Raw genomic sequence first — 18,016 nt, 5'->3', positions numbered from 1 at the left:
TAACGTCATGATCTCATCCGACTTCTGCGGATCGAGATTGCCGGTCGGTTCGTCCGCGATCAACAGCTTCGGTTTGTTCGCAATCGCGCGGGCGATCGCCACCCGCTGCTGCTGCCCGCCGGAAAGTTCCTGCGGAAATGAATTACCCTTGTCGTCCAGGCCGACTAAATTCATGACCTCACGCACCCGCTTGCGGATTCTTTCCTTCGGCACGTTGATGACCTCCAGCGCGAACGCGATGTTCTCAAAGACCGTTTTCCGCTCCAGCAAGCGGAAGTCCTGAAACACGACGCCGATATTGCGGCGGTACAGCGGCACTTTGGAATGCTTCAGCTTCCCGACATTAATCCCCGCTACCTCAACCTTGCCTTTGGTCGGGATCTCCTCACCGTCCAGCAGCTTGATCAACGTCGATTTGCCTGAGCCGGTCGGCCCGATAATATAGACAAACTCCCCCTGATCAATCTTCAAGTTAATATTGTAAAGGGCGTTGACCCCATTTTTATATGTTTTTGCGATGTGTTTTAATTCCAGCATTTTCCGTACCTCATTTGTTCTTATTATATCATGGGTTAATCTTTCCATATAGAATAAAAATGTTTTGGATTTCTTACATTTTAACCGCTGTTCAATAAGACTTTATTCCAGGTTCACACATTGTCCGGTTAAGCCGGGGTTGCTTAAACCGGAAAAAAAGTCGATTGGAATCCGCAAGAACGCAAAAACGGCGCGTATTCCTTTCTGCGCCGCTTGTTTCCTTTTTTTATTTTTAGCCAGACTTTCGTGATTCCGATACGTTTTCCTTTTCTTTTAGGCGATCCGGCAATCCCATGACCGGCTTATGCCTGAGCTTTGAGCGCTTTCCTAAACCTTGAATTCCAGCGTGAAGCCTTCCCCATGCACGTCGGTTGCATCGCTGGTGATCATAAAGGCGTTTTCGTCGATCCGGTTGACCAGCTCCAGCAGCTTCGGATATTCCTTCTTTTCCACAACGACCAGAATCACCTTGCGGGGTGCGCCGGTATAACCGCCCGTCGCGTCACTCAGCGTCGTTCCCCGGTCCAGCTCCGACTGGATCGCAGCGTTGATCTGCGCGTGCGCCTCCGAAATGATTTGCACAGCCTTCGCGTTGCCGCCGCCCAGCGTCAGCATCTTGTCAATCCCAAACGAAGTGCCCCAGACGGAGATAAAACCGATCAGCACCGCTTCCAGACCATAAGTGAACAGGCCCAGTCCGACCGTCAGCGCGTCGGTGATCAACACCAGTGTTGAAATCTTAATCCCGGTATATTTGTTGACAATTAACGGCGGAATGTCCATCCCTCCGGTACTCGCACCTGTCCGCAGCACCAGCCCGATGCCGACGCCCGCCAGCAGTCCGCCGTAAAGCGACGCCAGGATCGGATCCAGCTGCAGCAGCGGAACAAACGGTGTGATGATCGTCAGATAGACCGGATACACCAGCGAGCTGATCACCGTCTTGACGGCAAAGCTTTTCCCCAGAAACAAGGTGCCCAGCACGAACATGCCCAGCACCAGAGCATTAACCATCAGCGTCGGTTCAATATGAAATACCGGCTGCAACGCGACCGCGATCCCGGCGACGCCGCCTGAAAGAATATTATAGGGTAAGATAAACATCGCGACGGCCAGCGCGAGCATAAAATTGCCGATCAGAACCCAGGGCAGGTCCCGGACCATTTTCTTCATTTCCAAAAGCGATTCCTCCTTCACTGCCGCTTCATTATATCATGGTTCTTTCTTTACCGGAAAACTTGGTTTATAATACAGGAAGTCAGAAAGGAGCAGAGGATGAAAAAGAAAAGTTGTTGGCTGCTTGTCGCTTTGATGGTGATTTTTATTTTTTCCAATTCCGCTGCTTCCGCCGGCACGTCCAACGGCATGAGCCTGACGGTCAGCGAATGGGTCCGGCCGGTATTGAATACCGTCGGCCTGCATCCGGAAACGGATTTTTTAAACTTCGTGATCCGCAAGCTGGCGCACTTCAGCGAATATGCTTTGTTGGGCTGCCTGATCGCCGCCGCCTACCGGCTTCAGCCCTGGTCATGGATGAAAAGCAAAGCGGCGCTGCTGCCGTTTTTCATCATCCCGGTTCTGGATGAGAATCTGCAGCGGTTTTCCGCCGGCCGCAGCTGCGAACTGCGGGATATGCTGATCGACAGCGCGGGCATGGCCGTCGGCATGTTCCTGGCGATCGTCTTGCTCGGAATTATAGGACATCAGAAAAAACAGGAGGATTAACGGATGAAAGAATGGAATTTGAACGATCTCTACACCGGCTACGACAGCGAAGCCTTCCAACAGGATTTCGCCGCCTTAGACACCCACATCAACGCGATGAACGCGCTGGCGGAAAGCCTCGGGCAGCGCGATCCGCACTCGACGCTGAAAGCGATCATTGAACAGCTGTCCGCCTATCAGACGCTGACCCGCCGGCTGGGCGCATATCTCTCGCTGCGCCAGTCCGCCAACACCGCCGATCAGCAAACCGTTTCCATGAATTCCCGCTTTCAGATCAAGACCAGCCAGTCGGCGCTGGCTTCAACCCGCTTCCAGAAATGGATCGCGGCGCAGGATCTGGACGCGCTGATCCCCGGCGACCCGCTGTTTCAGCAGCATGCCTTTTGGCTGCAGGAAATCCGCAGCCATGCCGCGCATACGTTAAGCGACGAGGTCGAGGACGCGATCGGAAAGATGGAGCTGAACGGTTCCAACGCCTGGGCACAGCTGCAGGAATATATGACCTCGACGGTCGCCGTCACGATGGACGGTCAGGATTACACGTTATCCTCGATCCGCAACCTCGCTTACAGCACCGATCCAACCGTTCGTAAAAAAGCCTATGAAGCGGAATTAAAAGCTTATGATAAAATTAAGGACGCCGTCTGCTTCGCGCTGAATTCGATCAAGGGCGAAGCGAACACCGTCAGCGAGCTGCGTCACTTCGATTCCGTCCTGGACATGACGCTGTTCAATTCCCGCATGCGGAAAGAAACGCTGGACGCGATGTTCACGGCGATTGACGAAGCACTGCCGCGCTTCCACGCTTATCTGCGTCACAAAGCAGAACTGCTCGGCTATACCGACGGCCTGCCGTTTTACGAACTGTTCGCTTTGATGGGCAAGAGCACCCGTACCTTCACCACCGATGAAGCGAAAGCCTATCTGATCCAGAACTTCACGCCGTTCTCCAAGGACGTCGCCGGGATCATCGAGCGCGCCTTCGACGAAGAATGGATCGATTTCTTCCCGCGCAAGGGCAAGGTCGGCGGCGCTTTCTGCTGCAACCTGCCGATGCTGAAGCAGAGCCGCGTGCTGACCAACTTTGACGGTTCGCTCAGCGACGTTGTCACGCTGGCGCACGAGCTGGGTCACGCCTATCACGGCCACCGGATTGAAAACCACAGTCCGCTGAACACCCGCTATTCGATGCCGGTTGCGGAAACCGCCTCAACCTTTAACGAAACGGTCATCATGAACGCCGCGATCCGCGACGCCGCCAGCGACGAAGAAAAGATGATGTTGATCGAAAGCACGCTGCAGGACGTGACGCAGGTCATCTGTGATATCTACTCCCGCTATCTGTTTGAGACCGAGGTTGTGGAAAAGCGCAAGGACGGCTTCCTGTTCAGCGACGATCTGGAAGACATCATGCTGCGGGCGCAGAAGAAAGCCTACGGCACGGGTTTGGATCACAACCAGCTGCATCCGTATATGTGGATCTGCAAGAGTCACTATTACGACGCCGGCTTAAACTTCTACAATTTCCCATACGCCTTCGGCTGCCTGTTTGCCAAGGGTCTGTACGCGCAGTATCAGAAGGAAGGCCCGGCCTTTGTCGATAAGTACAACCGACTGTTGGAAGCGACGACCGTCAGCAGCGTCGAGGACGTGGCGGCGATGGCAGGCATCGACATTACCCAGCCGGATTTCTGGCGCGATTCTCTGGCGATTGTGGAAACCATGATCGACGAATTCATCGCCCTGTCTGCCAAGTAACATCGAATCCGCAGTCTTTCTCACTGAATCATGCGGAACTCCGCTGCGATCCTCTTTAACAAGAAAATCCGTTCCTTTTCCCAATGCAGATTAGGCAAGAAACGGATTTTTCTTTTTAGCTTCATAGTATGATGAATGCCTATACATCTTCAAGTCGGATTGATGCCAGATTTCATGGATCAGCTTAACGAAAAAGGTTCATGCGGCGGCCCGGTTAATCCCTTTGATCAGCACCTGCGTCCCTGCTTCCCGTCTTAACGTTTCCCAATCCAGCTCCTGTCCGCCCAGATAGTCAATGAGATCCGGATCCAGTTCTTCCAACAATAAGATTCCCAAATTCATCAACGACGCGATCAACGTCCGCAGTTTCAGCCGGCGGACTTTTCCCACGCACTCCATCCCGTTGAAATCCCGGACACACCGTGTCCGCCACTTCTTCCGGCTGCGGTGCCATTCCAGGCAGAACCAGCCGCGTTCTAACCTGGACAGGACGATATACGTTTCATCCTCCCGCTTCACGATGTAACCCGGCACCCATTTAAACGCCAACGCCTTCCCCTGTTCCACGCAATAATCCACATATGCGATTTCATGATCGGCGGCGCGCTGGACTAATTCCAGCCGCGTTTTCCCCTGGAAGACGACGGGATGGGCAAAGTCGGCAAAATAACCGCGGTGACCGCAGAAAAACAGATTCCATCCCGCATCCTCCATATATGCGCGGTATTGGTGATAAAGCCGGATTAACCGCAGTCTTCCGGGAATAAACTCCTGCATATACCAGAGCGTGTGATCGATTTCCAGGATATCCCCCTTTTCCCAAAGCAGCCCCACGGAAAGATAGGGATGATAAATATGATCCAGCTGAGAGATCAGCACAAGATGTTTCTGAATCCGGCGCAGATCCAGCCACTCCACGGGAATCGGTTTACTTTGAAGCCGTTCCGCGGTCAGTGTCACGTTATGCTTTAAGTCGATATAAGTCTGTTTCGTCAGCGGATGATCCTTGGCCAGCGTCACCATCTGATATTCCCGCAGCCCGGAATACGGACTGGACGAACAAGCCTTCACGGTCAGCTCGGTTTCCGTCTTCGCCAGAATCAGATAGGGACGGATCTGGTGCGCCGGTTCCACTTTTGCCAGTTCCTCTTCCGGCAGCGGCATCCGCGCCCAGACCAAAAAACCCGGTTCGCATTGTTCAAACCAGGCCCGGCGTTTCTCTGTTGATAACGCTTGATCTGTTTTCTCCGGCGGTGCGGCGAATAAACGCCGGATCCATTCCCAAAATTTTTTCAACATGATCCTTGTCTTCCATTCCAATGTTATTCTTTAAGTCCCAACAATCATCTTCGACATTTTTCTTACTTCTTGAGTACCGGCCCTGATGTTCCCGATTTTATGATTTTTTCTGCTTTGAACCGGTCATCGCTGAGAAATTCCTTATTTTTATTTTAACAGATTTTTTTATTCAACATCCGGCAAAGTGGGTAAACCTTCGCCGTCTTTCACAGAAAAGTCAGGTCTGATCCGCAAGGCTTTCCAGAATGTTTTATTCCCGCATCAGCTCTGCCAGCGAGCTTAAGCCTGCCAGTTCAATCAGATGTTCGATATCGAGGGTGTCAAGCAACGAATAAACGCCCTGTTCGATCATGCTTAAATCCTCCGGGCTGAAATAAGAGCGGCTGCAGAGATCGTCAAAGCGAATTCCTTTTTCATCGCACCGCTGCTTGAATTTCAGGCAAATCGCCCTCGCCGCCGCATTCTTTTCCTGTTGATCGGCTTTTGCTTCCAATATCTTTTCGACCCTCTCCAAACGGCTTGTCAGTTCCGTAAACTCCGCCGCTTCCGGCCGGTTTCTCCGCTTAAGCCAGGCGCTTTTCCGGATCAGAAGCTGCCGCTTCCTCCGGACGTCGGTCAAAACGTAATTCAATAAATTCAAATCGCTGATTTCATCCAGCGCTTTCACCAAATCTGCGCATTGCCGGGAATTCAGCTCTTGAGCAAGCTTGACCGGCATCGTCTTTTTTTCTTTTTGCGTCATTGTTTATCCTCTTTGATCATCAAAACGAAACAACCGGATGGATTTCCAGCGTTTCCTGTGATATAGTTCTTTTGAGTTAATTTTATCACAGTTTCCATCACGCTTCCATCCTTATTTCAGTTTGTCCCTGCCTCTTACAATATTTTCTTCCCTGCAGCTTTCTTTTTTTGAATATCAGCCAGCACCCTTGTTCAGATTATAGAATAGGTATCTCATATGATACCTATAAATTATATCGCTTTCACGATAAAATGCAAAGGTGCAAAGGGGTGTTCCGACGATGATCATTTACGACAGATTGTGGAAAACATTAGCCGAAAGAGGTGTGTCCTGTTACAAGCTGACCCAGGTTTACGGCATCAGTAAATCCCAGTTTGTCCGAATGAAAAAGAACGCCGTTGTTAAAACGACGACGGTGGATCTCTTATGTCAGGCGCTGGGCTGCCGGGTTGAGGATATCATGGAATACATCCCGGATCCGCCGGCGGATGACGACCGGGAAAACAAAGAAATATAAACTAGGCAGGTAAACGGCTGGAAACGCGGGCAAAAGCGTCGCTCTCCCGGCCGTTTTTTTCTTTATTCAGCTGTTTTCTTGGTATGGTCTTCCTTACCGGTTCGGAAGATCCGCCGATGGAACGTTCGATCTTTGCGGGAACGCAAAAATAAAAGGAATACTGGAAATCCGGCCGGGAATAGACTACAGTAAAGATAGAAAAGAAAGGCGGGATCGTTCATGATCGAACTGGCGCAGCTGGCCCGATATCAGGAAAACAACCGGCTGGAAGCGAAACGGGCGCAGGGCGGAATGCCGCACAGTCTGTGGGAAACATATTCCGCTTTCGCCAACACCGTCGGCGGAGCGCTGCTTTTGGGCGTGATCGAAACGCCGGACAAACACTTTCAGGCCGTGCCGCTGCCGGATCCGCAAACGCTGTGCGACCAGTTCTGGCAGATTGCCGCCAATCCGGAGCTGGTCAGCGTCAATTTGCTTCAGCGCGATCAGGTTCAGATTGTCACCGCCCAGAATCATCCGATTGTCCTGATCGAAGTCCCGCGCGCGCTGGCTTGTCAGAAACCGGTGTTTCTGGGCTCGTCGCCTTTTTCCGGAACCTACCGGCGGGGTGGGGAAGGTGATTACCGGTGTCAGATCAGCGAGGTTCAGATCATGATGCAAAACCGGTTCCGGGAGCTGCCGGATGGGGCGCCGGTTATTTCCGCCACGCTGGACGATCTCAAACCGGCTTCCATCCACGCCTACCGCCAAAGCTTCCTGCGGGCGAATCCCGGTTCGGTCTGGAATGCGATAGCTGAGTTAAGCTTTCTGCTTCAGATCAACGCGGTTTATTTCGCAATGGACGGCAGTCTGCATCCGACCTCAGCCGGCTTGTTGATGTTCGGCCGGGAAGAAGCCTTAGCCCGCGTCTTCCCCGGTCTTGAGCTAAGCAATCATCTGGAAACCGGCCGGCGTGAAGAAAATGCCTGCGACTTTTATTTTTCTGCCCGTCGGCAGCTGCAAAGCCAACACCCGCAGGAGGTCGCCTGGGCGATCAACGAAGCGTTAGTCAACGCGCTGGCGCATGCCGACTATCAGGATCATCCGCAGATTGAAATCCGCGCCAATCCGCAAGAGGTTCAGGTCGTCAACCGCGGTCAGCTGAACCGCCGGGCTCTGCCGGCCAACCCGGTTCTCTATCAGATGTTTCATTTGATCAAAGCGGCCGACGGCCGCGGAACCGGACTTTTGCGGATCGAAGCGATCTGGAAGCAGAAAGGCTGGTGCGCACCCGAGTTGACCGCTGAGCCGCAGCGCCGCGAAGTGTTGTTCCGGCTGCCGGTTTCCCGCAAGATTCAGAAACGTCAGACGCTGCAGCAGCGCGTGCTGGATCTGATCACGACAAAGATTGAGATCTCCGCGGACCAACTTGAGACCCAGCTCAGACTGACAAAAGGCCAAACCGAAACGCTCCTGCAGCAGCTGTTGGAACAGGATCTGATTGAACTGGATCCTGCCGGGCAGCGCTACCGGTTAAAAGCCTGATCTTCCAACTCACGCTGTAGAAAACGAGTCCTCTCCTTACGGGAAGACTCGTTTTTTCATCTTTTCATCACTGCGCTTCACTCAGGTCAAAGTGAGCTTCACTCTGAAACGGGAATGGCCGCACACGATAACCGCCGTCCGGTTTCCGGATCAAAAAAGTGCAGCGCGGATGCCTCAGCGCTCAGAACGACCCGGTCACCGATCTGACTGTTCATGCCTTCCGGCAGACTGAATTCCACCAGACTTCCGCCCAGCCTGCCCGAACCAAAGCGCTGTGCCCCGGTCCAGTGAAATTGTTCGATCACCGCTTCCCCCATCAGCGCCGCTGCTTCCTCAGATCCCGAAGCAGAGTCCATTCTCCTGGCCCGCAGCTGTTGGGGACGCACGCCGATCACCACAGTGTCTGCGCCGTACGGCCAGACTATCCGCGAAGGCTGAAAGATCGATTGAGGAGCAGCGCTGCGGACTGTCCACAGATTGATCGGACGTTCGCCGATAAACTGCGCCGCAAACAGAGTGGCGGGCTGGGCGACGATCCGCTGCGGGATATCGTTCTGTTCGATCCGGCCCTGATTCATCACGACTAACCGGTCCGCGAGGTTCAGCGCCTCGCTTTGATCATGCGTCACCAACAGCGCCGTCTGGCCGCGCTGCCGGCATAACCGCAGAATTTCATCCTGCAGCTGTAAGCGCAGCTGCCGGTCCAATGAGCTGAGCGGTTCATCCATCAACAGCACCGCCGCTTCCTTAAGCAGCGCCCGGCCCAGTGCAACCCGCTGCCGCTGGCCGCCGGAAAGCGTGCGGGCCTTGCGCTCAAGCAAATCTTCCAGCTGCAGCTGCCGGGCGATCGCTTCGATCTGCGATTGACGCCCATGGCGGTCAAGGTTCTTCTTCGCCAGGCCGAACGCCAGATTCTCCGCGACGCTCAGCCACGGAAACAGCGCGCTGGATTGAAACATCATCGCCACGTCCCGATCCTGCGGCCGCTGTCCTTCAACCGCCTGACCCCGGATCCGGATCGTTCCCTCATCGGGCGTTTCCAGTCCCGCGATCATCCGCAGCGTCGTCGTTTTCCCGCAGCCGGAAGGTCCGACCAGCACGCCCAGCTCCCCCTCTTTCAGCGTCAGGCTGACCTGATCTACCGCCTGCACGCCGCCGGGATACTGCTTGGAGATTGCGGTTAATTCCAGCATGTTCATCTGGAATCCTCCCGCCGCAGCCAGACGCGCGCTTCATACGGCCGCAGTGCCCCGGCAAAACCAGGTTCGGCATAATTATCAAAGACGCATTCGCCCCGCTCTTCCGGCAAGGAAAACGGAATCGTCTCTCCACGGAAGTTGCATACAACCCAGGCTTCTTCCGCAGCGGTGAACCGGCGGTACATAAACAAATCCGGATGCTCCGGCTCGACGAACTCAAACCCGCCGTACACAAACAGCCGTTTGCCCACCGCGCTTAAGCGCAGCTGGATTAACCGCCGCGTCAGATTCAGCACAGAATAGGGATCGGCCTGCTGGGCGGCGACGTTGATTTTCCGATAATTGCCGATCACTTTCTCCGCGGGTTCGACGGTGGAAAACCCGGCATACGCCTCCGCGCTCCACTGCATCGGCGTGCGCGCGTTAACCCGTGAGGTTCGCCGTTCATATTCCAGGATCTGTTCCTCGCTCAACCGGGAGCGGGCTTCTTTTACGTAATTGGCGACCCATACGTCGTGGAAATCCTCGAGACTTGAATAATCGACGTTAGTCATGCCGATCTCCTCGCCGTTGTAAAGAAACGGCGTCCCCTTCATCAACAACAGCGCCGCTTCCAGCATCGAAGCCGACTCGCGGTGATAGCGGATCGGCTCGCCGTACTGGCTGACCACCCGCGGCAGGTCGTGATTCATCCAGTAAACCGCCGGCCAGGCCCGTTCCCCCAGCCCGTCGTACCAGCGTGCGAACACCTGTTTCAGCTGGCGGACGTCGACGTGCCGGTCCGCCTCGGTGATGATCTCCTTGCCTTCCAAACCGTTGCACCAGCAGTGATCAAACGTAAACACCATGTTGAAGGCTCCGGTTTCCTTGTCGGCGTAATTCAGCGCCATCTGCGGACTCGCGCCGCCCCCGACTTCGCCGATCGTCAGACAGTCCCGGCCCGCCAGGACCGTCTGTTTAAACTCCTGTAGGTAATCAAACAGCGCCGGCAGATTGGAGAACTTCGACCAGTCCGCAGCCAGCCCCTGCGCGTTCACCGGCAGTTCGCTGTCCTGAAATTCAGGATCGCGGGCTAAATGCGCTACCGCGTCGACGCGGAAACCGTCGATTCCCATATCCAGCCATTGCCGAGCGATTGCCTCCATACGCTGCCGCAGGATCGGATTCGCCCAGTTCAGATCCGGCATTTTCCGTGAAAAGATCTTCATGTAATACTGGCCTGCTTGCTCGTCATAGGCCCAGGCGGAATCAGCGAAGAAACTCGCCCAGTTGGTTGGCGGCTGAGGACGTCCTGCGGCATCATAGCGCGGCTCTTTCCAGATATAGAAAGCATGTTCCGGACTGTCCGGATGCGCGCGGGCCTCAATAAACCACGGATGTTCGTCCGAGGTGTGGTTTAAAATCAGGTCCAGAATAATCCGCAGCCCCCGCCGGTGCGCCTGAGCGATCAGCTCCCGCACGTCCGCCAGGGTTCCGAACATCGGGTTGACGTCCAGAAAATCGCTGACGTCATAGCCGTTATCATCCATCGGCGACGCGTAAAACGGACCAATCCACAACAACGTCACGCCCAGCGCCTTTAGATAATCCAGCTTGGTGATGATGCCGCGTAGATCGCCGATCCCGTCATGATTGCTGTCATAAAACGTCTTCGGCAGAATCTGATAGCCGACCGCTTCCTTCCACCACGTCTTTTCCATCCCGCTCCTCCTTTGCGCTGATCCCGCTGTTTTTTCCAGTTTCCCTCTGCGGATCCGCCAGGGCCTGGATCCTGTCCGCTCAAGTTCTTTCTTCATTATAAAAATAATTCCCGCCAACTTCAAGAAAACCCGGTTTTTCCTTGCGGAAATTCCGGTTGGGGCGCTACAATAAAAAGGTTGAGGAGTGAATTCATGAAAAATCAATCATTTGAAAGAGAAAACGCCCGCCTGCTTCAGCAGCTGAGCACTGTCTGCAAGACGATGGAGAACAACGAGATCCAGAACGGACAGCTCGTATTTGAGCGCTGGGACCTGCGGGTATCCGCCCGCGTCGATGCCCTGGACGAGCGGGTCATGGCTGTCTGTACATTTACAATTGAATGTCCGCGGTTTGACGAACCGGTCGTGGAATGCTGCGCAGGAGCGGGACAGGATCCGGATCAGGCGATCGGCGCGGCGGCCGCCAGCTTTTTGTTCGGCATGATGGCGGCGGTGATTACCCTGATGCGGGGAGAATCCGTCCTGCAGCTGACCAGCGAGTTCGGCGGGAAAGAACGGAAATGGAACTGCATCCAGAGTGAAATCGTCGGCATGGGCCAGCCGCTGTCCGGCGATCACCAACTGGATTTCTGGAACGCCTTGAAAAGCCAGCTGCCGCGGGTACTCGGCAGCCGGAAGATCACGTTCATCAAGATCTATGGCGCGCGTCAGGCCGACGGCAGCGTCACGGCGGAATGCCGCGTCAATGACGTTGTCTGCCGTTTTTTAAGCGAAGCGCTGGCCCGGATTGTGGAAAAGTGGGACAATACGCAGTTCGTTTCCCGCAAGCAAATCTTTATATTAGAACAGGATCCTGAGCATTCTGCCGTTTTCCCTTATACCAAGGATCAGATCACGGAAGCGACTGCCAAAGCAATGCGGCTGTTTCAGGCCTGCGACACGGCTGAAAAGCTGGGACGCTATGTAGAAATCCTGAGCCGGGATCTCAACGATGCCTCCCTGGCTGAGCTGTTCCGGTTCTTTCTGCCGGAAATCTGCGCGGAAAACGCCTTTTCTGAATTGATCGTCGACGAACAGCTGACGCTGTATTGCAAAAATCAGGTGATTCCCGTCACACTTTTCCAGCTGACCGCCTATGCCTGGATGAAGGAAGCGGTCTACGCGGGATTCAGCAGTGAGGAATTTGACAACGATCTGTTCCGGCAGCTGATCGGACTCAGCTCGCTGTATGCCCTGGTCTGTCAGCTGAAGCAGGACGGAGCAGACCTGAACGGCCGGACTGCCGCCCTGCAGTTCCACGCCTCTGATGACTTTCAGCTGTTTTAAATCCCCCGTTCAGCCCGTCCGCGATCCGGCGGGCTTTTTTTGTCTAAAAACAGCCGCTTTAATTTTCATATTCTCTCTACGATTCTTTATTCAATTAATCGCATGATTTCTTTATTTTTCATGATATTCTTGTGGATCGCATTTTATCCATCATCCAATAATTAATTCAATTAATTTTTACCTTTATTTTAATAAAGGGATTTTTCAATACAGATTAACAAAATAATTATTGCATTTATAAAATTACACCGTTGTTTAAAACCAACAACTCATCTATTTCACAGTTCAATTAAACCGCAGATTGTAACGTTTTAAAAAAGTAACATAAAAATGGAGAAAAGAAGAAAAAAATCGAATAGAAAAGCGGAATTTATTCATCCAGTTTATTACCTTTTTGTTCAATTCCCGCTACAATATTCGCGAAGGAAGTGAATAGTTATGAATGATGTCAATTATGTTCTCTTAGGCCGACGTATCCGGATTCTCCGCAAATACCGGAAGCTGACCCAGGAACAGCTGGCTGAGGTGGTCGGCCTATCCATCCAGCATCTCAGCAATGCGGAAAATGCCCGTACCAAGCTTGGATTTCCAAAAATCAAAAGCATTGCCGATACTTTGGATGTTTCATTAGATGAACTGGCGGGCGACGGGATGAAACACAGACAAATCCGGCCTGAAATTGCCGCGCTTTTCCACGAATAAGGTCACGGCGGTCTTCGCTCTGATCCTTCGGTTCATCGGAAATCTCCGCCCACGATCCTGCGCCGCCCTCGATCTCCTAAGTCCTGCGATCTCCCACCATAAGAAAACGGCTTCCTGCGAAGCCGTTTTCTTCTTAATATTGGGTGATATCGCGGAAAGAAATCAGCGCGATGTCCTTTTTCGCAAACCAGGCCTTCACTTCCGGGGCCGTCGCCGCTTCCAGATCTTTGATCCGCACGTCGGTAAACGAGGACATCCGGTAAATTTCACGGTCGAGATAGCCGGGATGCAGCGTCACCAGCGACAGCGGCAGCTCCGCAATCCCGCCGAGATCTTCGGTAAAATACGCCGCCGGCTCTACTCCCTGATCATAAAACGGATAGATGGAAGCGGCCCGCTGCGGCCGTTCCGTCAGCCGATGATCGCAGTTTTCCAGGTAAGACAGATGCGGCAGATCGTACCGCTTTGCCAACAGCGCCATCGCTTCCAGCAGATGTGGCGAACGAACCGCGTGACCTTCCAGATACTCCGGACGACGGCCCGTCAGCGCGATAAACCTGCGGATCTGCGCTTCCACCTCTGCGACCGCCTGATCCAGATCGGGAATCGGATCCCTGCCTGCGGCCAGTTCTGCCCGGTACTTTTTAGAGCTGTGGAAAACGCCCTGCTCGTCGATCAGATTTGGAATCAGCGCCGGATCGGCAGCCGGTTTTCCGACGACGATGTTGATATGCAGCCCCAGGCATAAGCCCTCGGCTTCGCGCAGCCAGCCCAAAGCGGCCGGCGCCGCCGGCATGTTGACCATCACGCCGGTGCTGCGTACAATCCCTTCGCGGTACGCTTTTAAAATTCCCAGACTGATCGCTTCGGTAAATCCGTAATCGTCAGCCTTCACAAGACAACGTTTCATGCGCGTCATCCCTTTTTAAGCGATCTTGCGCTTCATCGCTTCCAGATTGAACACCGAAGTGTCCTTCGCACGGTCATAAACAATCCGGCCTTCGACCATCGTCAGCACGCATTCATAGTCATCGGTGATGACCGCCAGATCGGCGTTTTTGCCCTCCGCCAGCGAGCCTGTGACCTGATCGATCTTCAGGAAGCGGGCAGGATTGAACGACGCCATCTGCACCGCGTCCTCCAGCGATACGCCGACGATGTTAACCAGCTGTCCGATATTATACAGCACCCACTTGCCGCTGCCGCAGATCCGGCCGTGCAGATCGAGAATCAACCCTTTTTCATCGGCGATCATCTCTTTGTTATAGCGCATGTAATGTCCGGTCGGCAGACCAGCGATATAATTGGAATCCGAAATCAGGCAGAACTTCTCGACCGACTGCATCCGCAGGCAGATCTGGATCATTTCCTTGCAGACATGATTCAGGTCGGTGATCAGTTCGTAGCGCAGATTGTCTTCCAACAAATACTGGCCCAACGCCCCGACGTTGCGGTGATGAATGCCGCGCATCCCGTTGCCCAGGTGCGTGACGATATCCAGGCCGACCTCGTCCATCGCTTTGCGGATATCCTCGGCATAGGCTTTCGTGTGCGCGGACGCGACCAGAATTTCCTTTTGATGAAGCAGCCGGATGACGTCGTAGGCCTTCGGCAGCTCCGGCGCGATCGCCATCATGACCATCTTGCCTTTGGCCTTGTCGATCAAGCGCCGGGCTTCCGCGACGTCCGGCAGCGGATAATCCTCACCAACCGTATTCTCGCCGCCGCGCGCCCAGAACGGGCCTTCAGAATGCACGCCGTAAATCCGCGCGCCGTCCAGCGGCTGTCCGGTACAGTCGGCAATGGCTTCAAACGCTTCTTCCTTGGCGGTCGGCAGCACGCCGGTCACCCCAACTGACGCCACCGCCTTGGCAAATCCCTTCACGTCTTTCTCCTTCGCCGGATCGGTCATCGACCAGCCGCCGAAGCCGTGGTTATGAATATCAATGATGCCCGGGATGATCCGCTGGTCTTCAAAATCAAGATCTGCCGGTCCCGCCGCCGGACCAATCCGCACGATCTTACCGTCTTCAATCTCGATGACACCGTCAACGATGCCCTGCTCCGTGACGATCCGGCGCGAGCGCAGTACGGTTCTCATGCGTTTTCCTCAATCCGCATCTCGCGGTAGAATTCCGGGTTAAACAGATCGGTATCGGTCTGGCAGTCATACACCTTGCGGCCGCGCACATACGTGGCCACTGCCTGATAATCGTCGGTGATGACGACGCAGTCAGCGTCCTTGCCGACCTCCAGTGAACCCTTGCGGTCTGCCAGTCCATACTTCTTCGCCGGGTTGAGCGACGCCATGCGGCTGACCGTGCTCATCGGCATGCCCAGCTTTTCCACCAGGTTGCCAATGCCGTAAAGCACCGGCTTGGAGCTGCCGCACAGGCGGCCGGTATCACTCAGGCAGAAGCCCTCCGGCGTAATCGAAATGATCATGCCCGGATGCCAGCCCTTGTACTGACCGACCGGCGCTCCGGCCATGCCGGAACAATCGGAGATCATCATAAACCGCGACGGATCCTTCAGCTTGAAGTACAGCTTCAGCATTTCCAGACTGATATGCAGCCCGTCGCAGATGACTTCACACTCGACGTTCTCATTATTTAAGGCCGCGCCCAGACCGCCGATATCACGATGATGCAGCCCGGTCATGACGTTGCCGGTATGCGTCGCGACGCTGAGGCCCCGGGCATACGCCGCCATCGCTTCGTCATACGTGCAGTCGCTGTGAGCATAGGCCAGCGTCACGCCTTCGGACAGGAAATAGTCGATGATCGGATCGATGCCCGGAATTTCCGGTGCCAGCGCGACCAGCTTCAATTTGCCCTGACCATCGGCGACCATCTGCTTCGCCGTGGCCAGCGATACCTCCGGCCAGCCGGTGCGGATCCCTTTTTCCCCGACCCGGTTCAGCCATGGACCTTCGCTGTGGATACCGACGATATCTGCGCCTTCGTTGTCCTCGTCCGCCACTTCGCTGACGCTGCGGATCATGGAAACCGCGCAGGTTGGGAAAATGCTGGTGACGCCCTGGGAACCCAAAGCCTTCAGATAATGCCGGACGATCGGTTTCTGCACCTGCGGATCCGCGCTGACCTGTCCGGATAAGCCGTAGCCGTGCGTGCCATGATTGTGGGTGTCGAAGATGCCCGGGATAATCCGCTGATTACCGTAATCCACCGCTTCGGCCAGAAGCTGCGGATCCTGCGTGAAGCCGGTAAGCTTGCCTGCTTCAATGATCATCGCGCCGGACTGCCACTGACCGTTCCAGAGAATGCGTTCACTTTTTAAGATGGTTTTCATTATTTCTCCTTTATTATGATTTATTGAGCCTTGATTAAATGGAAGAAGAAAACACAAAGGGCTGCGCTGGCAGCCCTTCCTTCTTTCCTTAGAAGATTCCGAAGAACGCCAGCGCCACGCTGAGAACGAGAATTCCCAGAACCAGCGTCACCGGACGTACGCCCTTTTTAATTAATGCGACCAGGCCGAAGACCAGTGCGACCGACAAGATCCCCGGCATAATCGAGTTGACGACGTCGAGGACGACAACCGAGGTCTGACCGACCTGAATCGTCCAGGCCAGCTTGACGTTCACCATCGAAGCGACCATCGCGCCGACCATGCTTAAGCCCAAGATGGCTGCCGATTTGGTCAGTGATGTCATTAACCCGGAGGAGAAGATCGAGTCGATGAACGAAGTGCCCATCGTATAGCCGATTTTCAACAGATACCAACGCGCGACGACCTGCGAACCGCCATAAAGCAGCACGAAGATCAGCACACCCAGCAGATTGCCTTCGGCGCATAAGCCAATGCCGATGCCCGCGGCGATGACGCGCACGCAGTTGAAGAAGAACGCGTCGCCGATCCCGGCAGTCGGCCCCATCAGCGCGACCTTGATATTTTCAATCGTATCGTCGTCAACGCTGCCCTTGGTCACCTTTTCCCGCTCCAACGCATAGGCCAGACCGGCGATGAAGCTGAACAGAACGGCGTGAGTGTTGAAGAAGTTATTATGCCGGACCAGCGCCTGCTTGCGCTCTTCCGGATCGCTGTAAAGCTCCTCGATGGCCGGAGCCATCGTGCAGGTGAAGGCGTTGCCTTCCATCTTAACCATATTGAAGCCGCAGAACACCAGTCCGGAATTCCAGAACATGGATTTCAGCGTTTTCTTTTCCTGTGCGGACAATTCCATTTTCGCCATTAGAAGAAATCCTCCTCGTTATTCCCGTTCGCGCTGGCCGCGGCGGCGTTGGCCGTCTTGGCGTCCAGCAGCTTTTTATCATTGTAGAAATACATGATCGCGACGACCGCCATGATGATCGCGATCGGCAGCTGGCCTAAGCCCAGATATTTCGACAGGACGAAGCCGACGAAGAAGAACCCGCCGATTTCCTTGTCCCAGATCATCGACGTCAGAATGGCGAAGCCGACGCCCGTCATCATGCCCGATGCCGCCGACAGGCCGCTCATCACCCACGCCGGCAGGTTGCCGATCACGCTCTGCAAGCCCTCGACCCCAAAGGCAACGGCCAGAAACAGAATGATCGTCTGCGGCAGACGGTCGACGAACAAACCGCACAAAATGGTCTGAATGCGGAAGCTCTTGATGTTGCCGGTTCCCGCCAGATGTTCCCAATACGGTGCTAAGGAAGCCAGCACCGGTTTATACATTTCCCCGACGGTCGCCATCAGCGTGCCGATCGGCATCGCCAGCGCCAGGCCGGTTTCCGTATCAACGCCGGTCAGAATCGTCATCGCCACGGCAATGATCGAAGCCGAACACGCATCCGCCGGCACCGAACCGCCGATTGCGGAAATCCCCATGAAAATCGCTTCCAGCGAAGCCCCCATGACCACGCCGGTCGTCAGATCGCCTAAAACCAAGCCGGTAATCGCCGCCGTCACGATCGGACGGGCGAAGGTCTGCCACGACATCACGCGGTCGACGCCGTTGACGATCAGCCATGCAAGC

The 18,016-nt window shown here is 54.7% G+C and carries 17 protein-coding genes; 6 read left to right on the top strand and 11 right to left on the bottom strand.

The window, feature by feature from the left end; genetic code table 11:
• Together HOLDEFILI_RS01295 and HOLDEFILI_RS01290 are read right to left on the bottom strand one after the other, a co-directional pair.
• Positions 1-537: cell division ATP-binding protein FtsE (locus HOLDEFILI_RS01295; RefSeq protein WP_039863651.1), on the bottom strand; the 537-nt coding region annotated here is incomplete at its 3' end.
• A 327-nt stretch (positions 538-864) separates the two neighbouring features.
• The gene (locus HOLDEFILI_RS01290; protein ID WP_039863730.1) at positions 865-1,710 is read right to left on the bottom strand and encodes a YitT family protein; all 846 of its coding nucleotides are present in this window, start codon (positions 1,708-1,710) and stop codon (positions 865-867) included.
• Positions 1,711-1,812: 102 nt separating this feature from the next.
• Between HOLDEFILI_RS01290 and HOLDEFILI_RS01285 the strand changes: the two genes are divergently transcribed.
• Positions 1,813-2,262: a VanZ family protein gene (locus HOLDEFILI_RS01285; RefSeq protein ID WP_006057516.1), complete on the top strand. Its 450-nt coding sequence runs from the start codon at positions 1,813-1,815 to the stop codon at positions 2,260-2,262.
• Between the two features lie 3 nt (positions 2,263-2,265).
• Complete coding sequence (locus HOLDEFILI_RS01280; protein WP_006057515.1) at positions 2,266-4,020, top strand: M3 family oligoendopeptidase; 1,755 nt, start codon at positions 2,266-2,268, stop codon at positions 4,018-4,020.
• A 198-nt stretch (positions 4,021-4,218) separates the two neighbouring features.
• On the opposite strand, the gene HOLDEFILI_RS01275 is transcribed toward HOLDEFILI_RS01280, so the two are convergent.
• Together HOLDEFILI_RS01275 and HOLDEFILI_RS01270 are read right to left on the bottom strand one after the other, a co-directional pair.
• Positions 4,219-5,319 carry a hypothetical protein gene (locus HOLDEFILI_RS01275; protein WP_006057514.1) on the bottom strand — a complete coding sequence of 367 codons (1,101 nt, stop codon included), beginning with the start codon at positions 5,317-5,319 and terminating at the stop codon, positions 4,219-4,221.
• 250 nt (positions 5,320-5,569) lie between these two features.
• Positions 5,570-6,061, bottom strand: coding sequence for a hypothetical protein (locus tag HOLDEFILI_RS01270; RefSeq protein ID WP_006057513.1), 492 nt, complete (start codon positions 6,059-6,061; stop codon positions 5,570-5,572).
• A gap of 280 nt (positions 6,062-6,341) precedes the next feature.
• On the opposite strand from HOLDEFILI_RS01270, the gene HOLDEFILI_RS01265 reads away from it, so the two are divergent.
• Together HOLDEFILI_RS01265 and HOLDEFILI_RS01260 are read left to right on the top strand one after the other, a co-directional pair.
• Complete coding sequence (locus tag HOLDEFILI_RS01265; protein WP_006057512.1) at positions 6,342-6,578, top strand: helix-turn-helix domain-containing protein; 237 nt, start codon at positions 6,342-6,344, stop codon at positions 6,576-6,578.
• 219 nt (positions 6,579-6,797) lie between these two features.
• Positions 6,798-8,102 (top strand): AlbA family DNA-binding domain-containing protein, encoded by a 1,305-nt coding sequence (locus HOLDEFILI_RS01260; protein WP_006057511.1) that lies wholly within the window; start codon positions 6,798-6,800, stop codon positions 8,100-8,102.
• Positions 8,103-8,200: 98 nt separating this feature from the next.
• Here the strand turns inward: HOLDEFILI_RS01260 and HOLDEFILI_RS01255 are convergent, their stop codons facing one another.
• Together HOLDEFILI_RS01255 and HOLDEFILI_RS01250 are read right to left on the bottom strand one after the other, a co-directional pair.
• A complete protein-coding gene (locus HOLDEFILI_RS01255; RefSeq protein ID WP_006057510.1) occupies positions 8,201-9,301 on the bottom strand; it encodes an ABC transporter ATP-binding protein in 1,101 nt (366 codons plus the stop codon).
• Positions 9,298-11,001, bottom strand: a complete 1,704-nt coding sequence (locus HOLDEFILI_RS01250; RefSeq protein WP_039863650.1) for a glycoside hydrolase family 13 protein — start codon at positions 10,999-11,001, stop codon at positions 9,298-9,300. Before HOLDEFILI_RS01250 ends, HOLDEFILI_RS01255 begins: the two co-directional genes overlap by 4 nt.
• A 192-nt stretch (positions 11,002-11,193) precedes the next feature.
• On the opposite strand from HOLDEFILI_RS01250, the gene HOLDEFILI_RS01245 reads away from it, so the two are divergent.
• Both HOLDEFILI_RS01245 and HOLDEFILI_RS01240 read left to right on the top strand, forming a co-directional pair.
• Positions 11,194-12,327 (top strand): DUF6348 family protein, encoded by a 1,134-nt coding sequence (locus HOLDEFILI_RS01245; RefSeq protein WP_006057508.1) that lies wholly within the window; start codon positions 11,194-11,196, stop codon positions 12,325-12,327.
• A 438-nt stretch (positions 12,328-12,765) separates the two neighbouring features.
• Positions 12,766-13,029 carry a helix-turn-helix domain-containing protein gene (locus HOLDEFILI_RS01240; RefSeq protein ID WP_006057506.1) on the top strand — a complete coding sequence of 88 codons (264 nt, stop codon included), beginning with the start codon at positions 12,766-12,768 and terminating at the stop codon, positions 13,027-13,029.
• A 133-nt stretch (positions 13,030-13,162) separates the two neighbouring features.
• On the opposite strand, the gene HOLDEFILI_RS01235 is transcribed toward HOLDEFILI_RS01240, so the two are convergent.
• From HOLDEFILI_RS01235 to HOLDEFILI_RS01215, 5 genes are all read right to left on the bottom strand, one after another.
• Positions 13,163-13,939: a ChbG/HpnK family deacetylase gene (locus HOLDEFILI_RS01235; protein WP_039863648.1), complete on the bottom strand. Its 777-nt coding sequence runs from the start codon at positions 13,937-13,939 to the stop codon at positions 13,163-13,165.
• 15 nt (positions 13,940-13,954) lie between these two features.
• Positions 13,955-15,130, bottom strand: a complete 1,176-nt coding sequence (locus tag HOLDEFILI_RS01230; RefSeq protein WP_006057504.1) for an N-acetylglucosamine-6-phosphate deacetylase — start codon at positions 15,128-15,130, stop codon at positions 13,955-13,957.
• Positions 15,127-16,341, bottom strand: a complete 1,215-nt coding sequence (locus tag HOLDEFILI_RS01225) for an N-acetylglucosamine-6-phosphate deacetylase (RefSeq protein WP_006057503.1) — start codon at positions 16,339-16,341, stop codon at positions 15,127-15,129. The genes HOLDEFILI_RS01230 and HOLDEFILI_RS01225 overlap by 4 nt, the downstream gene beginning before the upstream one ends.
• Positions 16,342-16,429: 88 nt before the next feature.
• The gene (locus HOLDEFILI_RS01220; protein ID WP_006057502.1) at positions 16,430-17,245 is read right to left on the bottom strand and encodes a PTS system mannose/fructose/sorbose family transporter subunit IID; all 816 of its coding nucleotides are present in this window, start codon (positions 17,243-17,245) and stop codon (positions 16,430-16,432) included.
• A partial coding sequence (locus tag HOLDEFILI_RS01215) for a PTS mannose/fructose/sorbose/N-acetylgalactosamine transporter subunit IIC (protein WP_006057501.1) occupies positions 17,245-18,016 on the bottom strand: 772 nt, incomplete at its 5' end. The genes HOLDEFILI_RS01215 and HOLDEFILI_RS01220, both read right to left, overlap by 1 nt.

The sequence above is a fragment of the Holdemania filiformis DSM 12042 genome (genome assembly GCF_000157995.1).
Taxonomy (GTDB): domain Bacteria; phylum Bacillota_I; class Bacilli_A; order Erysipelotrichales; family Erysipelotrichaceae; genus Holdemania; species Holdemania filiformis.
Note: the sequence above shows the minus strand (reverse complement) of the source record. Positions and strands in the feature narration are given on the sequence as shown.